The organism is Cytophagaceae bacterium ABcell3 (assembly GCA_030913385.1).
Lineage (GTDB): Bacteria > Bacteroidota > Bacteroidia > Cytophagales > Cytophagaceae > ABcell3.
The window spans coordinates 2,273,364-2,289,969 of record CP133159.1 but is presented as its reverse complement, the minus strand read 5'-3'; the positions used below and the strand labels follow the sequence as shown (position 1 = coordinate 2,289,969).

The following is a 16,606-nucleotide window of genomic DNA, read 5'->3' as shown; positions in this document are numbered from 1 at the left end:
AAAAATGAAATCTTTTTACATAGGCGATTAATTTAGGAAAGATTATGAAACATTCACTTAAACTTTTCGTATTCGTTTTTGTTTTCCCAATATTATAAATTTTTAAATACGAAATATAATTTTTTACTGACTTTTTTGCTTACATTTGCATTAATATCACTAAAAATATTACTTTATTCTTACACATTGTATTCCTAACAACAATTTTTTCTTGAAATATTTCAAGAAAACTACTTCAGTTCATACCCATAAAACAAAAAAAACGCATTGACAGTTAGTTGCCAATGCGCCTATCGCAATATATAGAAAACTTGTAAATTATTAAGTAACAGGACTTCTTTGCGCCCGTTCCCAAGCTGCTGCTTGTTTTTTGCTGATAAATCTAAAGAACCCCATAAAAACCGCATAATTCATTATGAAGAAATAAAAAGGCACAAACAGGAGCTTACTGCTGATTTCCCTGTTTTTCAAATACCACCCCATCATAGCCATAATATAAAAGGTACACTGCCCATAAAACAAAACTTGGTACAACAGCTCATTTGACGCCACAAACAAGTATATGTTTATAGGAAAGATCAGAAATAAAAGCAAAGGAACGACACTCCACCTCAAAACCCGATGCGATATATACTGAAAGCTTAGCATGGCATCTTTCATAGGGTTAAGAGCGGAAGTCAACCTTGACATAGACTGCCATCCTCCCGCACAAATTCTGATTTTCCGCTTCAACTCTTCTTTAACAGATGCCGACGCGGTTTCCATGGCATATGCTTCAGGATCATAAACAACTTTATATCCTTTTGACGCAATGCGCATAGAAAGCATAAAATCATCTAGAACAGTATCTTCCTCAAGTTCTGTAAACAGCTCTTTTCTAAATGAGAACAATTCACCAGCTGCCCCTACTATGGTATTCAAATCAGAGTCAAGCTTTTTCAGTGCTGATTCATATTTCCAATAAATACCTTCACCAGCGCCAGAGGCATTATCCTTATCTTTGCTCAAAATGCGTTTTTCACCAGACACAGCACCCACTTTAGGATCAGCATAATGCCTTACGATGTTTTTCACAGCATCTGCAGGAAGAATAGTATTAGCATCTGAAAAGATGACAATGGGTGTATCCACATATTTCATTGCCCGGTTTTCTGCAGCAGACTTCCCCCCTCTTTTATTCTCATGAAGCAGTTTCACCCCTTTGTCTTCATATTTCTTTACCAACTCAGGTGTTTCGTCTGTAGATCCATCTGTAATAAAAACCACCTTCAGTTTTTCTTTGGGGTAATTGAAGCTTAGGCAATTTTCAACCTTTTCTTCTATAATATCCGCCTCATTATAAGAAGGGACAACAAAGGTCACTTCAGGCTCATGTCCAGCATCAATTTTATGCAGCCAGGTGTTTCGTTGAAACAACTTCTTAGCCTTAACCATCAAATATAGCACTACACCGTAACCGGCATAAGCATAGAAGATGACAAATATGGCTGCCCAGAAAAATATTTCAAGTATATTAAATGTCATTGCTGAGCTACTTTTAAGTTACTATTGAGATTCTGATTAACCACTTTTTCCCAATTTCCAGTTTCATGCTTGTACTGCTTAATCACCTTAGCGGGATTTCCGCCTACTATACTATATGGAGGCACATCTTTGGTAACAACGCTACCAGCCGCCACTACAGAGTGCTTGCCTATAGTCACCCCTGAAGTGATTACTGCATTTGCGCCTATCCATGACTCGTCTTCAATAACAATCTCAGATGTTGTACACTTTTGTTTACATATCGGAGTGTGCAAGTCTTCGTATGCATGGTTAAGACCTGAAACCACCACATTCTGAGCTAAAATAACATGATTCCCAATAGTGACCGGCCCAATTATAACATCTGATATTCCTATTCTAGAGTTACTGCCAATGGAAACCGCACCCATACCATTATTAATGGTGGCAAAGTCTTCTATCGTTGAATCATTGCCCAAACTAAAAGGATTAAATGGCAGTAGATCCAACCTTGTCCTTTTGCGTATAAGCGCATTCTTACCTTTTTTATGAAAAACAGGGTTCAAAAACCACTGTACCCATTTCCTTGGCCTGGCCTGATTTTTAGGCATTAAAGCCATTAATGCAAGTTGTTTTAACCTATCATCTTCTTTTATCTTCTTCACAACTGTATTCATAAAATGTAATATTTAATGTATCACCACTACCCTTTTTACCCTTACATGATCACCCCGCCGCAGCTCAAGAAAGTACACTGCAGCAGCTAAATTTACTGTTACCGATGTGCTGATATCGTGCACCCCAGCTTCTATATACCCATCATGAATCACAGCTACCAGCCTCCCCAATTCATCATACAAATTCAAGCCGACATAGCCATCTTCATAGTTAATAAAGTTTGCATGAAAATAATCAGTAGCAGGCACCGGGTATACCATAAAATCTATCGAATGTCTTTCATACTCCGATTCAAAAGCCCCAACATCATACGCTTCTCCTTGAGGTCTTGGGGCATAAGCAAAGTCATCTACAATACCACGGTGAGAAACATCTTTGCCTTCATCTATTCCTGGCGAAAAAGGCTGTAGCCTATAGTCATTGGCTTGGGGGTCTTTAAAATAAACTAACCGCTGGTCTGGAGTGGTTACATTATTAGTTTCATGAAACTCACCAGTATTTAAGACTTTATAAAAATCACCTTTCACCCCACCTATAATGTTATTTATAAATTCATTTCCCGTACTGGTGTGTTCATTTAAAAAATGTATACCATCACGCCCACAATTAGTTATAGTGTTATTAATTATATAGTACCCCGTACCCTCTTCTACCAAACTATCATGACAGAGAAAACCATCTGTACCTGGGTCGGCAATAATATTGTTGTAAAACAGGTTGTCACCTTTACCGTTTAGCCAAACACCAGGTCCCATTCCATCTTTAATAAAATTGTTCCTAAATATACCTGTAGTTCCCGTAGAAATATGCATGCCCGCATTCTGCCACTCCTCATTTTTCAACCCATATCCCTTAATGGTGTTATTATAAACATTACAGTTAGCGACAGCACATCCCACCTGTATACCTTCCCTTTTAATGCTTTCTAACTGGTTATCATAAATCATCACCCCTTCCAGGTCATGCGGAAACACACGCACTTCTTCCCCATCGCAATCCCGCACAATACCAGTATAGTGAGGAAAGCCTACGTAAATACCTTCACCACCAGTATCATGAATATAATTGTTTCTGATAATGGTGTTCCTTTGAACAAAATTCCCACGGTTGGGAGAACCTTCACAATCAGGGTCTGTCTTTGTCATTAAGCCAGCAAAGCCAGTATTTTCTATTTCAACATGATCTATTTCCATATCAGAAGACATCCCCCCTATATTAAAGCCAACAATTTCATCATCGGAAGCTTCGGCAATATGAAAACCATATTCTATGTAAGGGTCTCCAGTCCCTGTAAATCGAAAAAATTGACTGTTGTCGATTCTAATACCGTAATGCCAATCAGAGTTTCTAACCACAACCTTTCCACCACAATTAACAATAGTAACAGGCTCCCCTTCTGCACCCTTGAAATTCCTGAGTCCAAGGTATCTCCTTTCTCCTGCCATTACACAAACCACGTCACCAGGCTCTACCTCCAAATCCTCTCCATCAACAAAAAGCATATCAGTACCTATAATGTGATCACAGTCACAATCATCAGCATCTTGTTGTTGCCCATAGACTGCCACCCCCGAAATACACAGGCATATAATGACCGATAGCTTATACAAACATTTCATATAAATAAAAAGCAATCCTGCATGTTTTTTGTTTAACCACGTTTAAATAAACATCGCTACTTAGCAACAATAAAAACCTTCAAATCAAATTATAACACCCCTCACAAATCAACAAACACTGAAGGGGCAAGGGCGTGGCAGATTACTCTGTAATAACTACACATATATTATGCGCAATACAGTTTATTAACGGTACTACAAAAACAAATTAAGACACCACTAGGTTAAATTTATGTGATGTTTGAAAAGTGTTGTTGGATAAAACGGAAAGATATGTTAAGATTAAAAGTACCTCAGTGGGTTTCTAAGCATAATATCGACTATGAAAGTGTAGACCAGGTGTCTCAGGAAACTTTTGACCGGATTAAAAAAGGACTTGAAAGGTTCAATATAGAAGACCCGGAAGTATCAATTGTAATTCCAGCTTATAATGAAGAGAAAGACTTAATAAAAACATTATCTTCATTATCAGAATTAAATACTAAGTATAAAACAGAGGTTATTGTCTCAAACAACAATTCTACAGACCGAACCCAAGAGATCATTGACCGCTGTGGGGTAAAATCAGCGTTTGCTGAAAACCAAGGAATAAGTTATGCCAGACAAGCAGGCCTAGAAGCTGCCAAGGGAAAATATATCTTAAATGCAGACTCTGACACGATCTACCCTCCGACTTGGGCAGATCCAATGGTAGAAGCATTGAAACCTGACCATGTTTCTTGTGTTTATGGCACCTATTCTTTTATTCCAAGTTCAGGAAATAACAGGCCAGCTTTAGGAGCTTATGAAATGATTGCAGAAAGCTTTTTCAAAATAAAGAAAATTTATAGAGCTTGTGTGCAGGTAATGGGATATAACTTTGCCTTCAAAAAAGATGATGGAATGGCGGTAGGCGGTTTTAACCATAATCTTCAGAGACATATTACAGGACGAAGTGAAGATGGCTGGATGGCGCTTTGCCTATTAAAAATGGGAGAAATTAAACAAGTAACCAATAAGCAATCTAGGGTTTGGACCAGCGACAGAAGATTGATGATGGACGGAAGTTTGGGTAAAGCATTTAAAAACCGGGTAAAGAAGGAAGTAAAAAGGATTGGGGTTTATTTAAAGCCTAAAGACTTTAGCAAAGAAAAGCAACCGGAAGAAATCCATTACTAAAAGCTGTCCTTGAGACAGCTTTTTTTACCGAGTAGAACTTTTACACACGCCAAATAGATTGCCCCATATATTTTCCAAGGTTCTATAGAAGCCTCCGTCTCAAAACACCAATATTCCGCCCTTTTATTTTAACCTGAAGCCGGGCAAAAATAATGATTCTTTGTTATTCTGCTCCTCATGACAAAATAAAACTCTATCACATAATTCAGGTTGAACAATAATCTAATTTCTGGCAAAACCACCTAGAAATATAAGAGGTATAACTATCTCTGTAAAATCCTATTATGCGCTTTACATTCTAATCAAGAATACCAAAAAGAAAAGGCTGCCTAAAGACAGCCTTTTCTTATAAAAACCATTATCTAAAACTATCTGATATGAACAAGCTTAGATTCAGTCACTACATTATCTTCACTATCGAGGACAAATACATATAAGCGGTAACGCCCCGGTTCGTCAGGAAGAGTAACTTCTACTTCGTCTACACCTTCGGCAATTAAACTTTCACCACTAAACCTAGCTTCTGGACTAAAATACCACTCTGTTTTAGTAAAATCATCGGATTCGGTTATATAAGATAAATTAAAGGTGCTTTTCCCTCCTCGAACAAAACCTCCGTCCTGCCCCTCTATATAGATTTCAGGAAAGTCAACAGGAATATCTTCTCCCGTCCATACTTTCTTCAAACTATAATAAGGAGGTTTGAGCCTTCCTTTATAATCAGCCATACCAAACCAGGTGGCAATTCCTTTATTAAGGTCTTTCCAGCAAAAAGCTAACCCACCTAGATTTTCTCCTTTCTTTAGATCAATATGTTTAACCCACTTCCAGAAGTACCGATCACCTTTATAAAAATCGGCATCTTCTTCATACACATAAGCGTCATTATCGTCAGTAAGCTCATACGGCTGAGGTCCGAACTCAGAGAAAACATATGGTCTATCAGGGTCATGCTCTTCCATCAACCCAGACATAGATGCCATATAATGTTCATCGTAAGCATTTAACCCTATAATATCAGCAGAAGGCAAACTCTCTCGAAACTCGATAAGTGCAGCAGGAAGTTCTGGACTTTGATTAAGCACAACCATAACTGGCCTATCAGGGTCTATTTTCCGAATCTCTTGAATTACCTCTTCCACAAATGAAGTATATGCTTTCCGTACCAAATACAAGTATGGCTTTTGATAACTTTTTTCAAGTTCATTCCACACAGGCCCTCCTATTGTCCACGCCAATACCGCATCTTTGTCCTTATACCTATCTACTATAGAGCGTACTCTTTTTAAGGACTTTTTCTTTGCCACAGAATCTTTCAAATAATCTGTTGCAGGGTTTAAAGAAATACCATAGATAACCTTAAGGTCTTCTTCATCTGCAATATTAAGCACATTTACATCATATATATTTTGATCATAACGCCTGATGGTGTTAGCCCCCATTTCCTTTATCCGTCTCAGGTCGGCCGACAAAATACTCCTTGTAAGGGGAAGATGGCCTTTTTCCCAGAAGTCTCCTGTATTATACACCACACCTCTGATGTAATAAGGTTTATCATCAACATTAAACTGGAACGAACCGTCAACTTTCTTAATCGCATCACTCCTTTTCGCATCAGGGGCTTTTTCTCCACCTTTATCAGAAATCAACCTTAAGAAACCAGGAGCTGCATTTTCTTTTTTAGGCAAAATAACTTTTCTAAACTTGGGTTCGACTTTATCAAGTTTCTTAAAAGTCCAATCTACACAAACGTAGTTACTATCCGATTTCCATTCAGACATCCAACATTTGTCTTGCCTACTGTAATAAAACACCAACCCTTTGACCTCTGCATATTTATGGATAATTTTATCAAAGGCATCTTCCATCCAGGCCATCTGGTCACCGCCAAGGCTAGTAGATCCGAACTCTGTCAACAGTACAGGCTTACTTCTAATTTCATCGTGTTCTAAAATCTTAGACCGGAAAGGCTGGTACAAATCATTAAATTTTTTCCAGTCTTGTCCTGCAAATGCAACACCATAGTTTAAGCAGCTCACCCCTACCCAGTCCACATACTTCTTCCCTGGCCAATACTTATACAACTTTTGATTGTCACGTATGTCCCACACCCAGGCAACATTAGAAGCTCCTTGTCTATGAAACAAGCTTACAACATACCTCCAGGCTTTTATATAGTCCTCCGAAGTACAGCCATACTTTTCTGACCAAACCTTTAAAGGGTTGTCAGGTGCTGGCGCAAACCTGATAAACAATGGGCTCCCCAGTTCTTGTACAGCGCGGGCATATTCCTCAATATGCTTATCATGCTTCCCTTCGTGAATTTCTTTAAAAATTTCACCCCCTTTATTTAAAGCTAAAGAGTCTGGCCAAGGTTCTAATGTAACAAAAGGGTAACCTCCGCCATCACTTATTAATTTTAAAGGAGTATCTGAAAACCCAATATGTTCTCCTTTAACCCATTTATGCGTCAAAGAGACCAAGGAGAACTTTGTCTGAAATTCATTCTCAAGCGCAGCAATTGGTTCATGATTATAAGCGTTTTTTGTATATACTTCTGGCATATAAACACCTGTAAAGAAACCTCCTGTATCCTTCAACTTTTTCTTGAACACAGTCATAGGAGTTTCTTTTTCGTATAAATAAAAGTATCCCCCTACCCCAATCACTACAGCTATAGCAAAAACAGGAGAGGCAAACCTTAACAGATCGTAAAAACCATAACGAATGTGCCATAACCAAACCCTAACTGGTCTTGTAACAGCTTCAGATTTTTCAGTACCTGCAAAGAAGTCCCTAATCTGCAGCATAAGCTTTTGCTGACCTGACAACATGGAAAATGTAAGAATCAAAACATTTACAGAAGCCAAACCTGCCATAAAGAAAGTATAAGGGTTCCAGTCCCTGTTCAATCCATAGACAATAGCTACTAAGGAAAGAGACAATGCGACAAATCCAGGAATGGCCAATTTCCACTCATTTTGAGGTGTATCATCTTTAGGTGTGGGTATATATGGTACTTTGATTTTGAAAATTGTATAAACAAAGCCTAAAGTATAGACCCACCAAGCCCCAATGCGCAAGAGACCACCTGTTAGATGAAGCCCTTTTTCATGCTTTTCCATCAACCACCGCTGACTGTATTGCCTAATGAGCAAGGTAAAAACCAACAATGGCAAAAAGACAGCCGACAACTCTAGCAGGTCTACCCGCCAAGGAAATTCACTAAGCACAAGAGCAAGGATAGGAATTAAGATATTAAACATATCCATGACACCTCCAAGGAAATACAAAGGCAAAATAGAGTAATGCAGTTTTTGTCGCCAGGTCAACTTGGAAAACAAAGACGGCAGCACATAAAACAGCAGGTCAAAAGTCCCTCTGGACCATTTTAACTGCTGTTTATAATAAGAAGACAATGAGGAAGGAACCTGTCCTTTAGAAAGTACTTCAGGCACATATATGGATTTCCACCCCTCTGCATGAATGCGCATAGAGGTATGCATATCTTCTGCAAGTCCCGGAGCATGGCCACCTATAGAATCAAGTGCAGCCCGACGAAAAGTACAGTTAGCGCCAATAGCTTGAGCAGTTCCATAACTGTTCATAGCCATCATCATTGGCCCATAGAAATGGTACGTCTGTTCAGCAGCACCAAAAGCGACCAAGCTCTCTCGGTGGTTATGGTACCCCTGCACGCATTGAGCATAACCTAGCTTAGGATCCTCAAAATATGGCAACACCCTATGCAGAAAATCTGGGTGCGGTTCATGATCAGGATCAAGTATTACACATATTTCGCCGTCGGCCTGCTTAAGGGCATTATTGATATTTCCTGCTTTAGCATTGACTTTTTCTGTCCTGGTAACATGAACAACATCATGCTGTTTACAGAATTCTCGCAAATACGGATCGTCAGCCTCATCGCAAAGGTAGGTTTTATGAGGATAGCGGACTGCTTTCATAGCTATCAAAGTCCTTTCTATCATTTCATAAGGTTCTCCTTCACAAAAAGTAGTCAACATATCCACCTTATAATCCTTATCCTGAACAGGTTTTTCAGGTATACTGATATCATAGTAATGGTACCATTCATGAATCATTCGAATGAGTTTGAAAACCATTACGGCAGTAAGTGGCCAATAAAGCGGCGCATATCCCATACGGGGTTCTGAAAAAAACCATACAAGAAAAACCACTATTGAAACCACACCACCAAAAATCAGTGCGCGCAACACAAACTGCTGGCCCGGTGTTGGGGCTTCAGCACGAATAACAGGTTTCTCGGTCCATTTTAATTTAGTTTCCACAATTTGTAAACCCTACCTTACCTAAAAGGTTATCTTGAAAAACTAAAGTATTACAGAAATGCCGATAAAAAATTTCACGTTGATTGTTTTGGTAATTGTACCTTTAGTATTTGCTTGTGAAACCAATACTAACAAGGAGCCATTGGAAAGTAAAAAGGTATATTTTAAAAAGGAAGGCGACACATACACCCTATACAGAAATGGGAAACCCTATTATATAAAAGGGGCTGCAGGACACCAGCATATCAATAAAATAAAAACTTACGGTGGCAATTCAATCAGAACTTGGGGAGGCGAGAAAAACACCAAAGCCATTCTTGACAGCGCATGGAAACATGGCTTGTCTGTGACCGTAGGGCTCTATATTTCTCCTCTTAGGCATGGATTTAACTACAATGACCCAAAGGCTGTTAAAGACCAAAAAAACAGAATAAAAAATACCGTCAATGAACTAAAAGGCCATCCGGCCGTATTAATGTGGGCGCTTGGCAATGAACTAGAACATATGCCAGGCGACCTTGAGGGCGATATTCCGAAAATGTATGAATCGGTCAACGACCTGGCCCAAATGATTCATGACATAGACCCAGACCATCCAGTATCAACAATGATAGTGCCTTTCCGAAAAACTATCAGGAATATAAACAAATACTGCCCTGACATAGACATACTTGGATTTAATAGCTTTAGTGGGTTACACAGCCTCAAAAGCAAGGTAAACACCCCCTACTATGGCTGGAACAAACCTTACATAGTTTCGGAATGGGGTTCGCCAGGCTGGTGGGAAGCACAAAACACCCTCTGGGATATGCCTCTTGAAGAAACCAGCACAAAAAAAGCCGTGTTGCTCAAAGAGAGGTATGAAAGTTTTATTGCTCCAGAAAAAGACCAGTGTATAGGCTCTTACGTATTTTATTGGGGATTTAAACAAGAAAAAACTGCTACTTGGTTTAGCATGTTTGACCCCGATGGCAACCATTCAGAAACAGTACTGGCCATGCACTATTTATGGACAGGTGAAAATCAACCTTTCCACTCTATTCCTAAACTTCAAAAAGTTACTTTAGATGGGCAAGCCCCTAACGAAAATGTTTTTATAACAGCAGAAAAAAAGTACCAGTTAGAAGCTGTGGTAGATACCTTAAAAGATGAAAACTTTGAAGTCATTTGGGAAATAAAACCTGAAAACGAAGCCATTAGCTACTGGGGAGAAAAAGAAAAAGTAGCACCGCCTGTCTTTGCCACCAAAGGTAAAGGACTCTACAAAACAAGGTTTACAGCTCCTAAAGAAGAGGGTGCTTATCGCGCATATTGTTACATTTATAATAAAGAAGGTGGTTTTGCTACAGGAAATTTCCCCTTTTATGTGCTTGAATATGAAAACCAAATAACAAAACACCACTAAGACGCCTTGCTCGCAAGACAAGGCGTCTTAGTAAACGTTTTTTCTTTTAGAAAACACAAACAAAAGGACTTATATAAAAACTTGCAGGACAGGAATATTCAGAGGGGGACGGTATACAACAATATGTATTGTAGCGAGTCCACGGGATGAAACTTATCATTACCGCCCCCTTTCAACCATACATTATAAAACATTACAAGCATTTACATATCAAATACTTGCAATATTTTCAGCAACATACTGAGTAAAACTTAAGCTGGACAAACATTTAATTGCCCAAATACCCTTGATGAAAATCCTTTAACTCGTTTAGGATAAACTGACAGCCATATTTTTCAATGAGATGAGATATATCTTGTCCATTCCCATAAGCAGGGGATTTTTTACTTAAACTATAAGAAAAGTTATGGTCTATAGCAATTCCATTATTTTTCTTATCCATTAAAAACAAGTTGCTTTCCTCAAAAAGAGGCACATCTCCACTCAAGGTATCAACAAATGGCTTTTCATCATTGTTGCTTATCACAATATTATTAACCAATTTATTATCAGTAATTTTACTGTAAATCATAAAACCCGTTTGGGCAGGTTCTACAATGGTATTATTGGCAAACACAAACTCACTTCCCTTGTCAGTTATCCTGCTATCACAAAAAAAGCCATTTTCTCCAGGTTTTATAAGCAGGTTATTGATCAAAAGATTTTCCCCCTTGCCTAAAATGATCATACCATTCCCTTTACCTTCAGCAACTACATTTCCTGCCACCACCCCACGGGTGCCCTCTCCTACCTGAATCCCGTTGCTTTGGTATTTTTCAGCTTTAAGCCCATACTTAATAACCAAATTATCGTATATATATACTTCTTCAGTGGCACAACCTACCTGAATGCCATCCCAACCAACATGTTCAACTTTATTATTAAAGACCTTCAGATTATGTATCTCATGTGGAAAAAGGGTTTTACCCGGACAGTTTTGGTTCCTATCCCATCCTCCATAAAATGAATTTCCTATATAAATGCCTTCACCTTTGGAGTGGTGGATATAATTGTCATGTATGCTAACATTTTTCATAACAAAATTATCCTTGGTATATTCCTCATCGCAATCAGGGTCAGACTTAGCCATTATACCGGCAAAACCTGCATTTTTCACCTCCACAAACTCTATTTCAAAGTCAGTACTTCCCCCATCAACACTTAATCCATTTGCTTTAGGCCCTGTACTCCTGATTTGAAAGCCATAGTCAGACCCTTTTACTTTACCCGAACCAGTTAATTTAAAAAAACTACAATTTGACAAATAGAGCCCATAGTAGTGGGCATCATCATCTATAATGACTGCACCGCTATGGTTCATAACCACTATTGGCTCCCGTTCATTGCCTGATATATTTCTTATTTGCAGAAAACGACGCTCACCTGCTTCTATTAGCAGTGTATCGCCTGGCAATACACGAAGTTTATCTCCATCAACAAAATCTTGATGAACAGGAATCAAATGACTTTCAGCTTGAACTTCAGAAATAAAAAATATAACAAACAAGAGGTTTAAAAATAAGGTCTTCATAGTATCTGCTTTTTTTACCTTAATAAAGACAAAAACAGCCAGTTTTGTTACCTACATCCCTAAGTATAAAAGAGAAAACCCACCTGAGGACTTAGGTGGGCTTTTATTTACAAGTCATAAAAATTCGGAAGTTATAGCTCCATAACACTACTATTGTATGGCTTAGTTCCTACCTTTTGCAATTTTTATTTCACTCCTTCATAAGCAGGAAATAAACAAAAGCATATCCCTTACCTTACATTTTATAGTCCTAAAAGACTTAGTGTTCAAAAGCTCCTATATCGAACGAGGTTCCGTTTGGCCTCATATTCTCATCCAAATCATATCTAAAATATGATAAATTAACACCTCCGTTGATGCAAGGGGAGTTTTCATCAAGTCTAAAATCGCCACTTGCTGCATTAACAAACTGTGCATCTTCAATATTCTCGCTTTCAAAATTGTTTTTCTCTTCACCCTCGGCCCCATTACCAAACTCAACATACTTATCAGTTCCAACAATAATATTGTTATAAGCTTGGTTATTGGTTACTGTACTGTAAATCAGGATACCTTCTGAGCCTGGGTTAACGATCGTGTTGTTATAAAAAGCGAAGTCAGATCCTTGATTGGTATATCTACTGTCTGCAAAAGCACCTCGCTCCTCAGGGTTAACAATTAAATTGTTATAGACTTGGTTATCGCCCAATCCTAACAAGATAATACCATTACCTCGGCCGTTTCTAATAGTGTTGTTATAGCATTTACCAGTAGTACCTTCCCCTAGCTGAATACCATTACTGTGCACAGGTTCTCCTTTATAACCATAGTTGTCCACTACGTTGTTGTAGATTTCAGTGTCCATAGAAGCACAACCTACCTGAATCCCATCCCATCCAGTGTTTTGCACGATATTGTCATGCAGCCTTAGACCATGTATATCATGAGGGAACAGTTCTGAGCCAGAGCAATTATTGTTTCCAGTCCATCCTGCATAGAAGCTATTGCCAATATAAAACCCTTCACCTTCTACATCATGTATATAGTTGTTAAACAAATGCACATCTTTCATTGTAAACTCGCCCCTGTTGGCAGAACCATCACAGCGAGGGTCAGTTTTGGCCATAATTCCGGCAAAGCCACAATTGTAAATTTCAAGGTTGTTTACCGTAAAATTGGAACTAAGGTCATCAATTTGCAGGCCATTATTACCTCCATTAACCCTAATCCCATATTCGTCAGCACCTCCATTTCCTGATATACTAAAAAAAGTACTATTTTCCACTTTAATAGAGTATGCGTTGGATTTGGGAACTTGAAACTCTACTGCTCCCCCGGCATTAACAAACTTATACTTACCACCGTCATTGCCATTGAAGTTCCTTATCAACAAAGGCCCTCGGGTTCCAGACTCAATTACGATTACACTACCAGCCGGAAGATCCAATTCGTCATTGTCAACCACAGTTTCACCTTTACTAATTACATAATCCACATCTGCCATAGACATGTCTGGCTCATCATCAACAGATACACGTTGAGATCCCTGTGGATTAATTTCGTCTTCTTTTTTCTTACATTGCGAAAATGTCACAGCAAAAGCCAAGGCTAATACCGACAAAGAGGTTTGAAATGCTGATTTTTTTCGAATCATGTTTATTTTTTTGGTGAACAATATCCTGACATTGGGTTAGCCAGAAATTTCTCATTATTCAAAACAGACAATTTTTAAATAATGCTGGTTCGATAACCATTATTCACTTACTCACTCATAAAAAAAATAACATGTAAGAAAAACAATACAAAAGCAACAAGCCAAACAGTCAATAAACAATAAACACCTAATAATAAGCACATAAACCCAAAACCACCTTTGCAAATACTTATACTAAACCGTCCTTATTTCTCAAAAAAATGGGATTTAAAAGACCTTTTATGCCTATTATCGAGGTTAGTTTTCCCAAAAATGAGGTAAGTAAAACTTTTAAATTTCACTTGCCCAGACACAATAAAAAAAGCGAAGCCATACAACTCCGCTTTTTAACAATATAAGTTTCTTATCCTATTTTACTATTCGAGAACAAGCTTAGGAGCAAAACTACCTTCTTTAGAACTAAAAGATATTTGCCTTACACCAACAGTATTCTCAAGCTCTATTACAAAAGTATAAGCACCTTCCTGAGTAATTGCATTAGAAACATCTACCTCAATAACATCACCTGCTTTTCCCTGTCTTGTGTTATGTCTAGCCACAACATTGGTCCCTAAAGGCCTTCTACTAAATTCCAATGTATTTTCGTCCCAGTTACTATGGCTACCATTACTGATGTTAATGACACCACCACCCCTGTTATCAGTCACCTGAAGTTGAAGTTTAGCCTTTTTGATCTTAGAAAGGTCAACATTGTCCACATCAAACATTAGGTAAACAGTATTTCTTCCAGGCCCAACTTGTAAAAAGTTATTGTTCAGTGCTCTGTTGTTAGCATCAATGAAAAGGTCATTGGTAGTCTCAAAAGCAAAAGAAGGTTTTTCAGGCTCAGCATTAAGAGAGTCTTTTGGCTCCCCTGGCAACGGCGGCTGAGACATTTCATCCTCGTCAGAGATCTTTACAGAAGTAAAGCTGTTCCAGTTGTTATCATTGCTACCTTTCCCAGTTATTCTCACAAATTTTGCCTGTGCGTCAGGGAAACTAAAGCTTTCTACCTCACCTGAAGTACCAGAACTTTGTCCTGTATATACGCTGATCCAGTTGACATCATCCATAGACACTTCAATATCAAAAGCATATTGGTGCTTTTCACCTTCAAAAAACGCTATTGAAACGGTATTTACATTCTGGACATTCTGAAATTCATACTTGATCCACGCTCCTACACCTGATGCAGCCCACCTGGTTTGCAAGTTACCGTCAAGCGTATTTTCAGGCCTATAAGGTTCTTGGTAAGAACTAGCACTTACTTTAACATCGCCAACAACTTCACCTGGCGCTGGTACGGCAACCTCATCATCTGGGAAACCGCTACCACTATTAAACTCGTAAGCACCTATGTCATAACCATTACCATATGGACGTCTATTATTTTCAAAGTCAAAGTTGATTCCATAAGAAGACACATCTTTACCACCGTCTACGGCAGGAGATTCGGCTTTAAGGCTAAAGTCACGAGTAGATAAGCTGGTAAATTTCACATCAGCAGCATTTTCAAGGAAAAGGTTATTCTGCTCATCAGCCTCTGCACCACTACGGTAGTGGGTGAAACTAGTAGTACCTGCTACAATATTATTATAGAACGTATTTTTTGTAGTGGTACTGTACTGCCAGATACCTGCAGTTTTAGGATTAATAATGGTGTTATTTATAAATGCGAACTCAGAGTTTGGCAAACTGCCCCTTGCATCACAAAAAATACCTAAGTCACCAGCATCTATAATAATGTTGTTATAGATATAGTTATTTCCCCTTGCCAATACGATAAGACCATTTCCGGTACCTTTCCTGATAATATTGTTGTACATTTTACCAGAGGTTCCTTCACCTATCTGAATACCGTTGTTTTGCGCCCTAGTATTGGTAAGTCCATAATTCTCAACAGAGTTGTTGTAAATTTCGCAATCCTCTGTAGCACAACCTACCTGAATTCCTTCCCAACCTGAGTTCCAAACTTTGTTATTATACACCCTTACACCATGGATAGCGTGCGGAAGAATACTTCCACAGCCTAAATTACGGCCATTTACATAAAAAGAGTTTCCTACATAAATACCTTCTCCTTTGGTTTCATAGATATGACAATCGTGGATCCGGAGATCTTTCATTGTAAAATTCTCTCTCCAAGTAGCAGGATCACAACTAGGATCTGTTTTAGCCATTATACCGGCAAAACCAATATTGTGAATTTCCATAAACTCGATTTCTATATTGGTAGACATTCTTTCTATAGCCATTCCAATATGTGGTCCATCTATTTCTATACCACGTTCATATTCAGGGCTACCTGATCCGGAAAATTTAAGAAAAGCACACTCTTCAGTTTTGATACCGTAAGCATTATTGCTATTAAGCTTGAACTCCACTTTGCCTTTATTAATAAAAACAATAGGTTCGGCAGATGTGCCATTAAAGTTTCTTAACAAAAGCGCTCCCCTTCTTCCTCCTTCAATGCATATTACACTACCTGGCTCAAACTCGCTACCGTCTAAAATCGTCTCGTTTGCACTAATCGTATGCGTGCACGACGTTTCCACCTGTTGAACAGATAGCTTATCAGAAGAAGAGGGCAATTGATCCTTTTCTTTCTTCTTACACTGCGTAAATATGCCTGTAGTCGACAGCAGCATAATTACAAAGAAAAATTTCAAGTTGTTTGGTTTCATGCGGATT

General features: G+C 38.5%; 9 protein-coding genes. 2 read left to right on the top strand and 7 right to left on the bottom strand.

The window, feature by feature from the left end; genetic code table 11:
- Positions 1–321: 321 nt before the first annotated feature.
- From RCC89_09150 to RCC89_09140, 3 genes are read right to left on the bottom strand one after another with little or no spacing between them, the layout of a single operon-like run.
- A complete protein-coding gene (locus RCC89_09150; protein ID WMJ73329.1) occupies positions 322–1,524 on the bottom strand; it encodes a glycosyltransferase family 2 protein in 1,203 nt (400 codons plus the stop codon).
- On the bottom strand, positions 1,521–2,180 hold the full coding sequence (locus RCC89_09145; GenBank protein ID WMJ73328.1) for an acyltransferase: 660 nt from the start codon (positions 2,178–2,180) through the stop codon (positions 1,521–1,523). The genes RCC89_09150 and RCC89_09145 overlap by 4 nt, the downstream gene beginning before the upstream one ends.
- A 12-nt stretch (positions 2,181–2,192) precedes the next feature.
- Positions 2,193–3,800 carry a right-handed parallel beta-helix repeat-containing protein gene (locus RCC89_09140; GenBank protein ID WMJ73327.1) on the bottom strand — a complete coding sequence of 536 codons (1,608 nt, stop codon included), beginning with the start codon at positions 3,798–3,800 and terminating at the stop codon, positions 2,193–2,195.
- A gap of 273 nt (positions 3,801–4,073) precedes the next feature.
- Between RCC89_09140 and RCC89_09135 the strand changes: the two genes are divergently transcribed.
- Positions 4,074–4,958 carry a glycosyltransferase family 2 protein gene (locus RCC89_09135; GenBank protein ID WMJ73326.1) on the top strand — a complete coding sequence of 295 codons (885 nt, stop codon included), beginning with the start codon at positions 4,074–4,076 and terminating at the stop codon, positions 4,956–4,958.
- 368 nt (positions 4,959–5,326) lie between these two features.
- Here the strand turns inward: RCC89_09135 and RCC89_09130 are convergent, their stop codons facing one another.
- Positions 5,327–9,268 (bottom strand): glycosyltransferase, encoded by a 3,942-nt coding sequence (locus tag RCC89_09130; GenBank protein ID WMJ73325.1) that lies wholly within the window; start codon positions 9,266–9,268, stop codon positions 5,327–5,329.
- A 58-nt stretch (positions 9,269–9,326) separates the two neighbouring features.
- Here RCC89_09130 and RCC89_09125 point away from each other — a divergent pair, with 58 nt between their 5' ends.
- Positions 9,327–10,673: a glycoside hydrolase family 2 TIM barrel-domain containing protein gene (locus RCC89_09125; GenBank protein WMJ73324.1), complete on the top strand. Its 1,347-nt coding sequence runs from the start codon at positions 9,327–9,329 to the stop codon at positions 10,671–10,673.
- A 268-nt stretch (positions 10,674–10,941) separates the two neighbouring features.
- On the opposite strand, the gene RCC89_09120 is transcribed toward RCC89_09125, so the two are convergent.
- The 3 genes from RCC89_09120 to RCC89_09110 all read right to left on the bottom strand — a co-directional run bounded on the left by RCC89_09120 (position 10,942) and on the right by RCC89_09110 (position 16,599).
- Positions 10,942–12,243, bottom strand: coding sequence for a right-handed parallel beta-helix repeat-containing protein (locus tag RCC89_09120; GenBank protein ID WMJ73323.1), 1,302 nt, complete (start codon positions 12,241–12,243; stop codon positions 10,942–10,944).
- A 259-nt stretch (positions 12,244–12,502) separates the two neighbouring features.
- Complete coding sequence (locus RCC89_09115) at positions 12,503–13,876, bottom strand: right-handed parallel beta-helix repeat-containing protein (GenBank protein ID WMJ73322.1); 1,374 nt, start codon at positions 13,874–13,876, stop codon at positions 12,503–12,505.
- A gap of 416 nt (positions 13,877–14,292) precedes the next feature.
- The gene (locus RCC89_09110) at positions 14,293–16,599 is read right to left on the bottom strand and encodes a discoidin domain-containing protein (protein WMJ73321.1); all 2,307 of its coding nucleotides are present in this window, start codon (positions 16,597–16,599) and stop codon (positions 14,293–14,295) included.
- Positions 16,600–16,606 lie beyond the last annotated feature (7 nt).

What these genes read in the sequence shown, in the direction of transcription:
- RCC89_09150 (WMJ73329.1), bottom strand. Translation starts at nt 1,524, where the DNA reads ATGACATTTAATATACTTGAAATATTTTTCTGGGCAGCCATATTTGTC.
- RCC89_09135 (WMJ73326.1), top strand. Translation starts at nt 4,074, where the DNA reads ATGTTAAGATTAAAAGTACCTCAGTGGGTTTCTAAGCATAATATCGAC.
- RCC89_09125 (WMJ73324.1), top strand. Translation starts at nt 9,327, where the DNA reads ATGCCGATAAAAAATTTCACGTTGATTGTTTTGGTAATTGTACCTTTA.
- RCC89_09145 (WMJ73328.1), bottom strand. Translation starts at nt 2,180, where the DNA reads ATGAATACAGTTGTGAAGAAGATAAAAGAAGATGATAGGTTAAAACAA.
- RCC89_09110 (WMJ73321.1), bottom strand. Translation starts at nt 16,599, where the DNA reads ATGAAACCAAACAACTTGAAATTTTTCTTTGTAATTATGCTGCTGTCG.
- RCC89_09140 (WMJ73327.1), bottom strand. Translation starts at nt 3,800, where the DNA reads ATGAAATGTTTGTATAAGCTATCGGTCATTATATGCCTGTGTATTTCG.
- RCC89_09115 (WMJ73322.1), bottom strand. Translation starts at nt 13,876, where the DNA reads ATGATTCGAAAAAAATCAGCATTTCAAACCTCTTTGTCGGTATTAGCC.
- RCC89_09120 (WMJ73323.1), bottom strand. Translation starts at nt 12,243, where the DNA reads ATGAAGACCTTATTTTTAAACCTCTTGTTTGTTATATTTTTTATTTCT.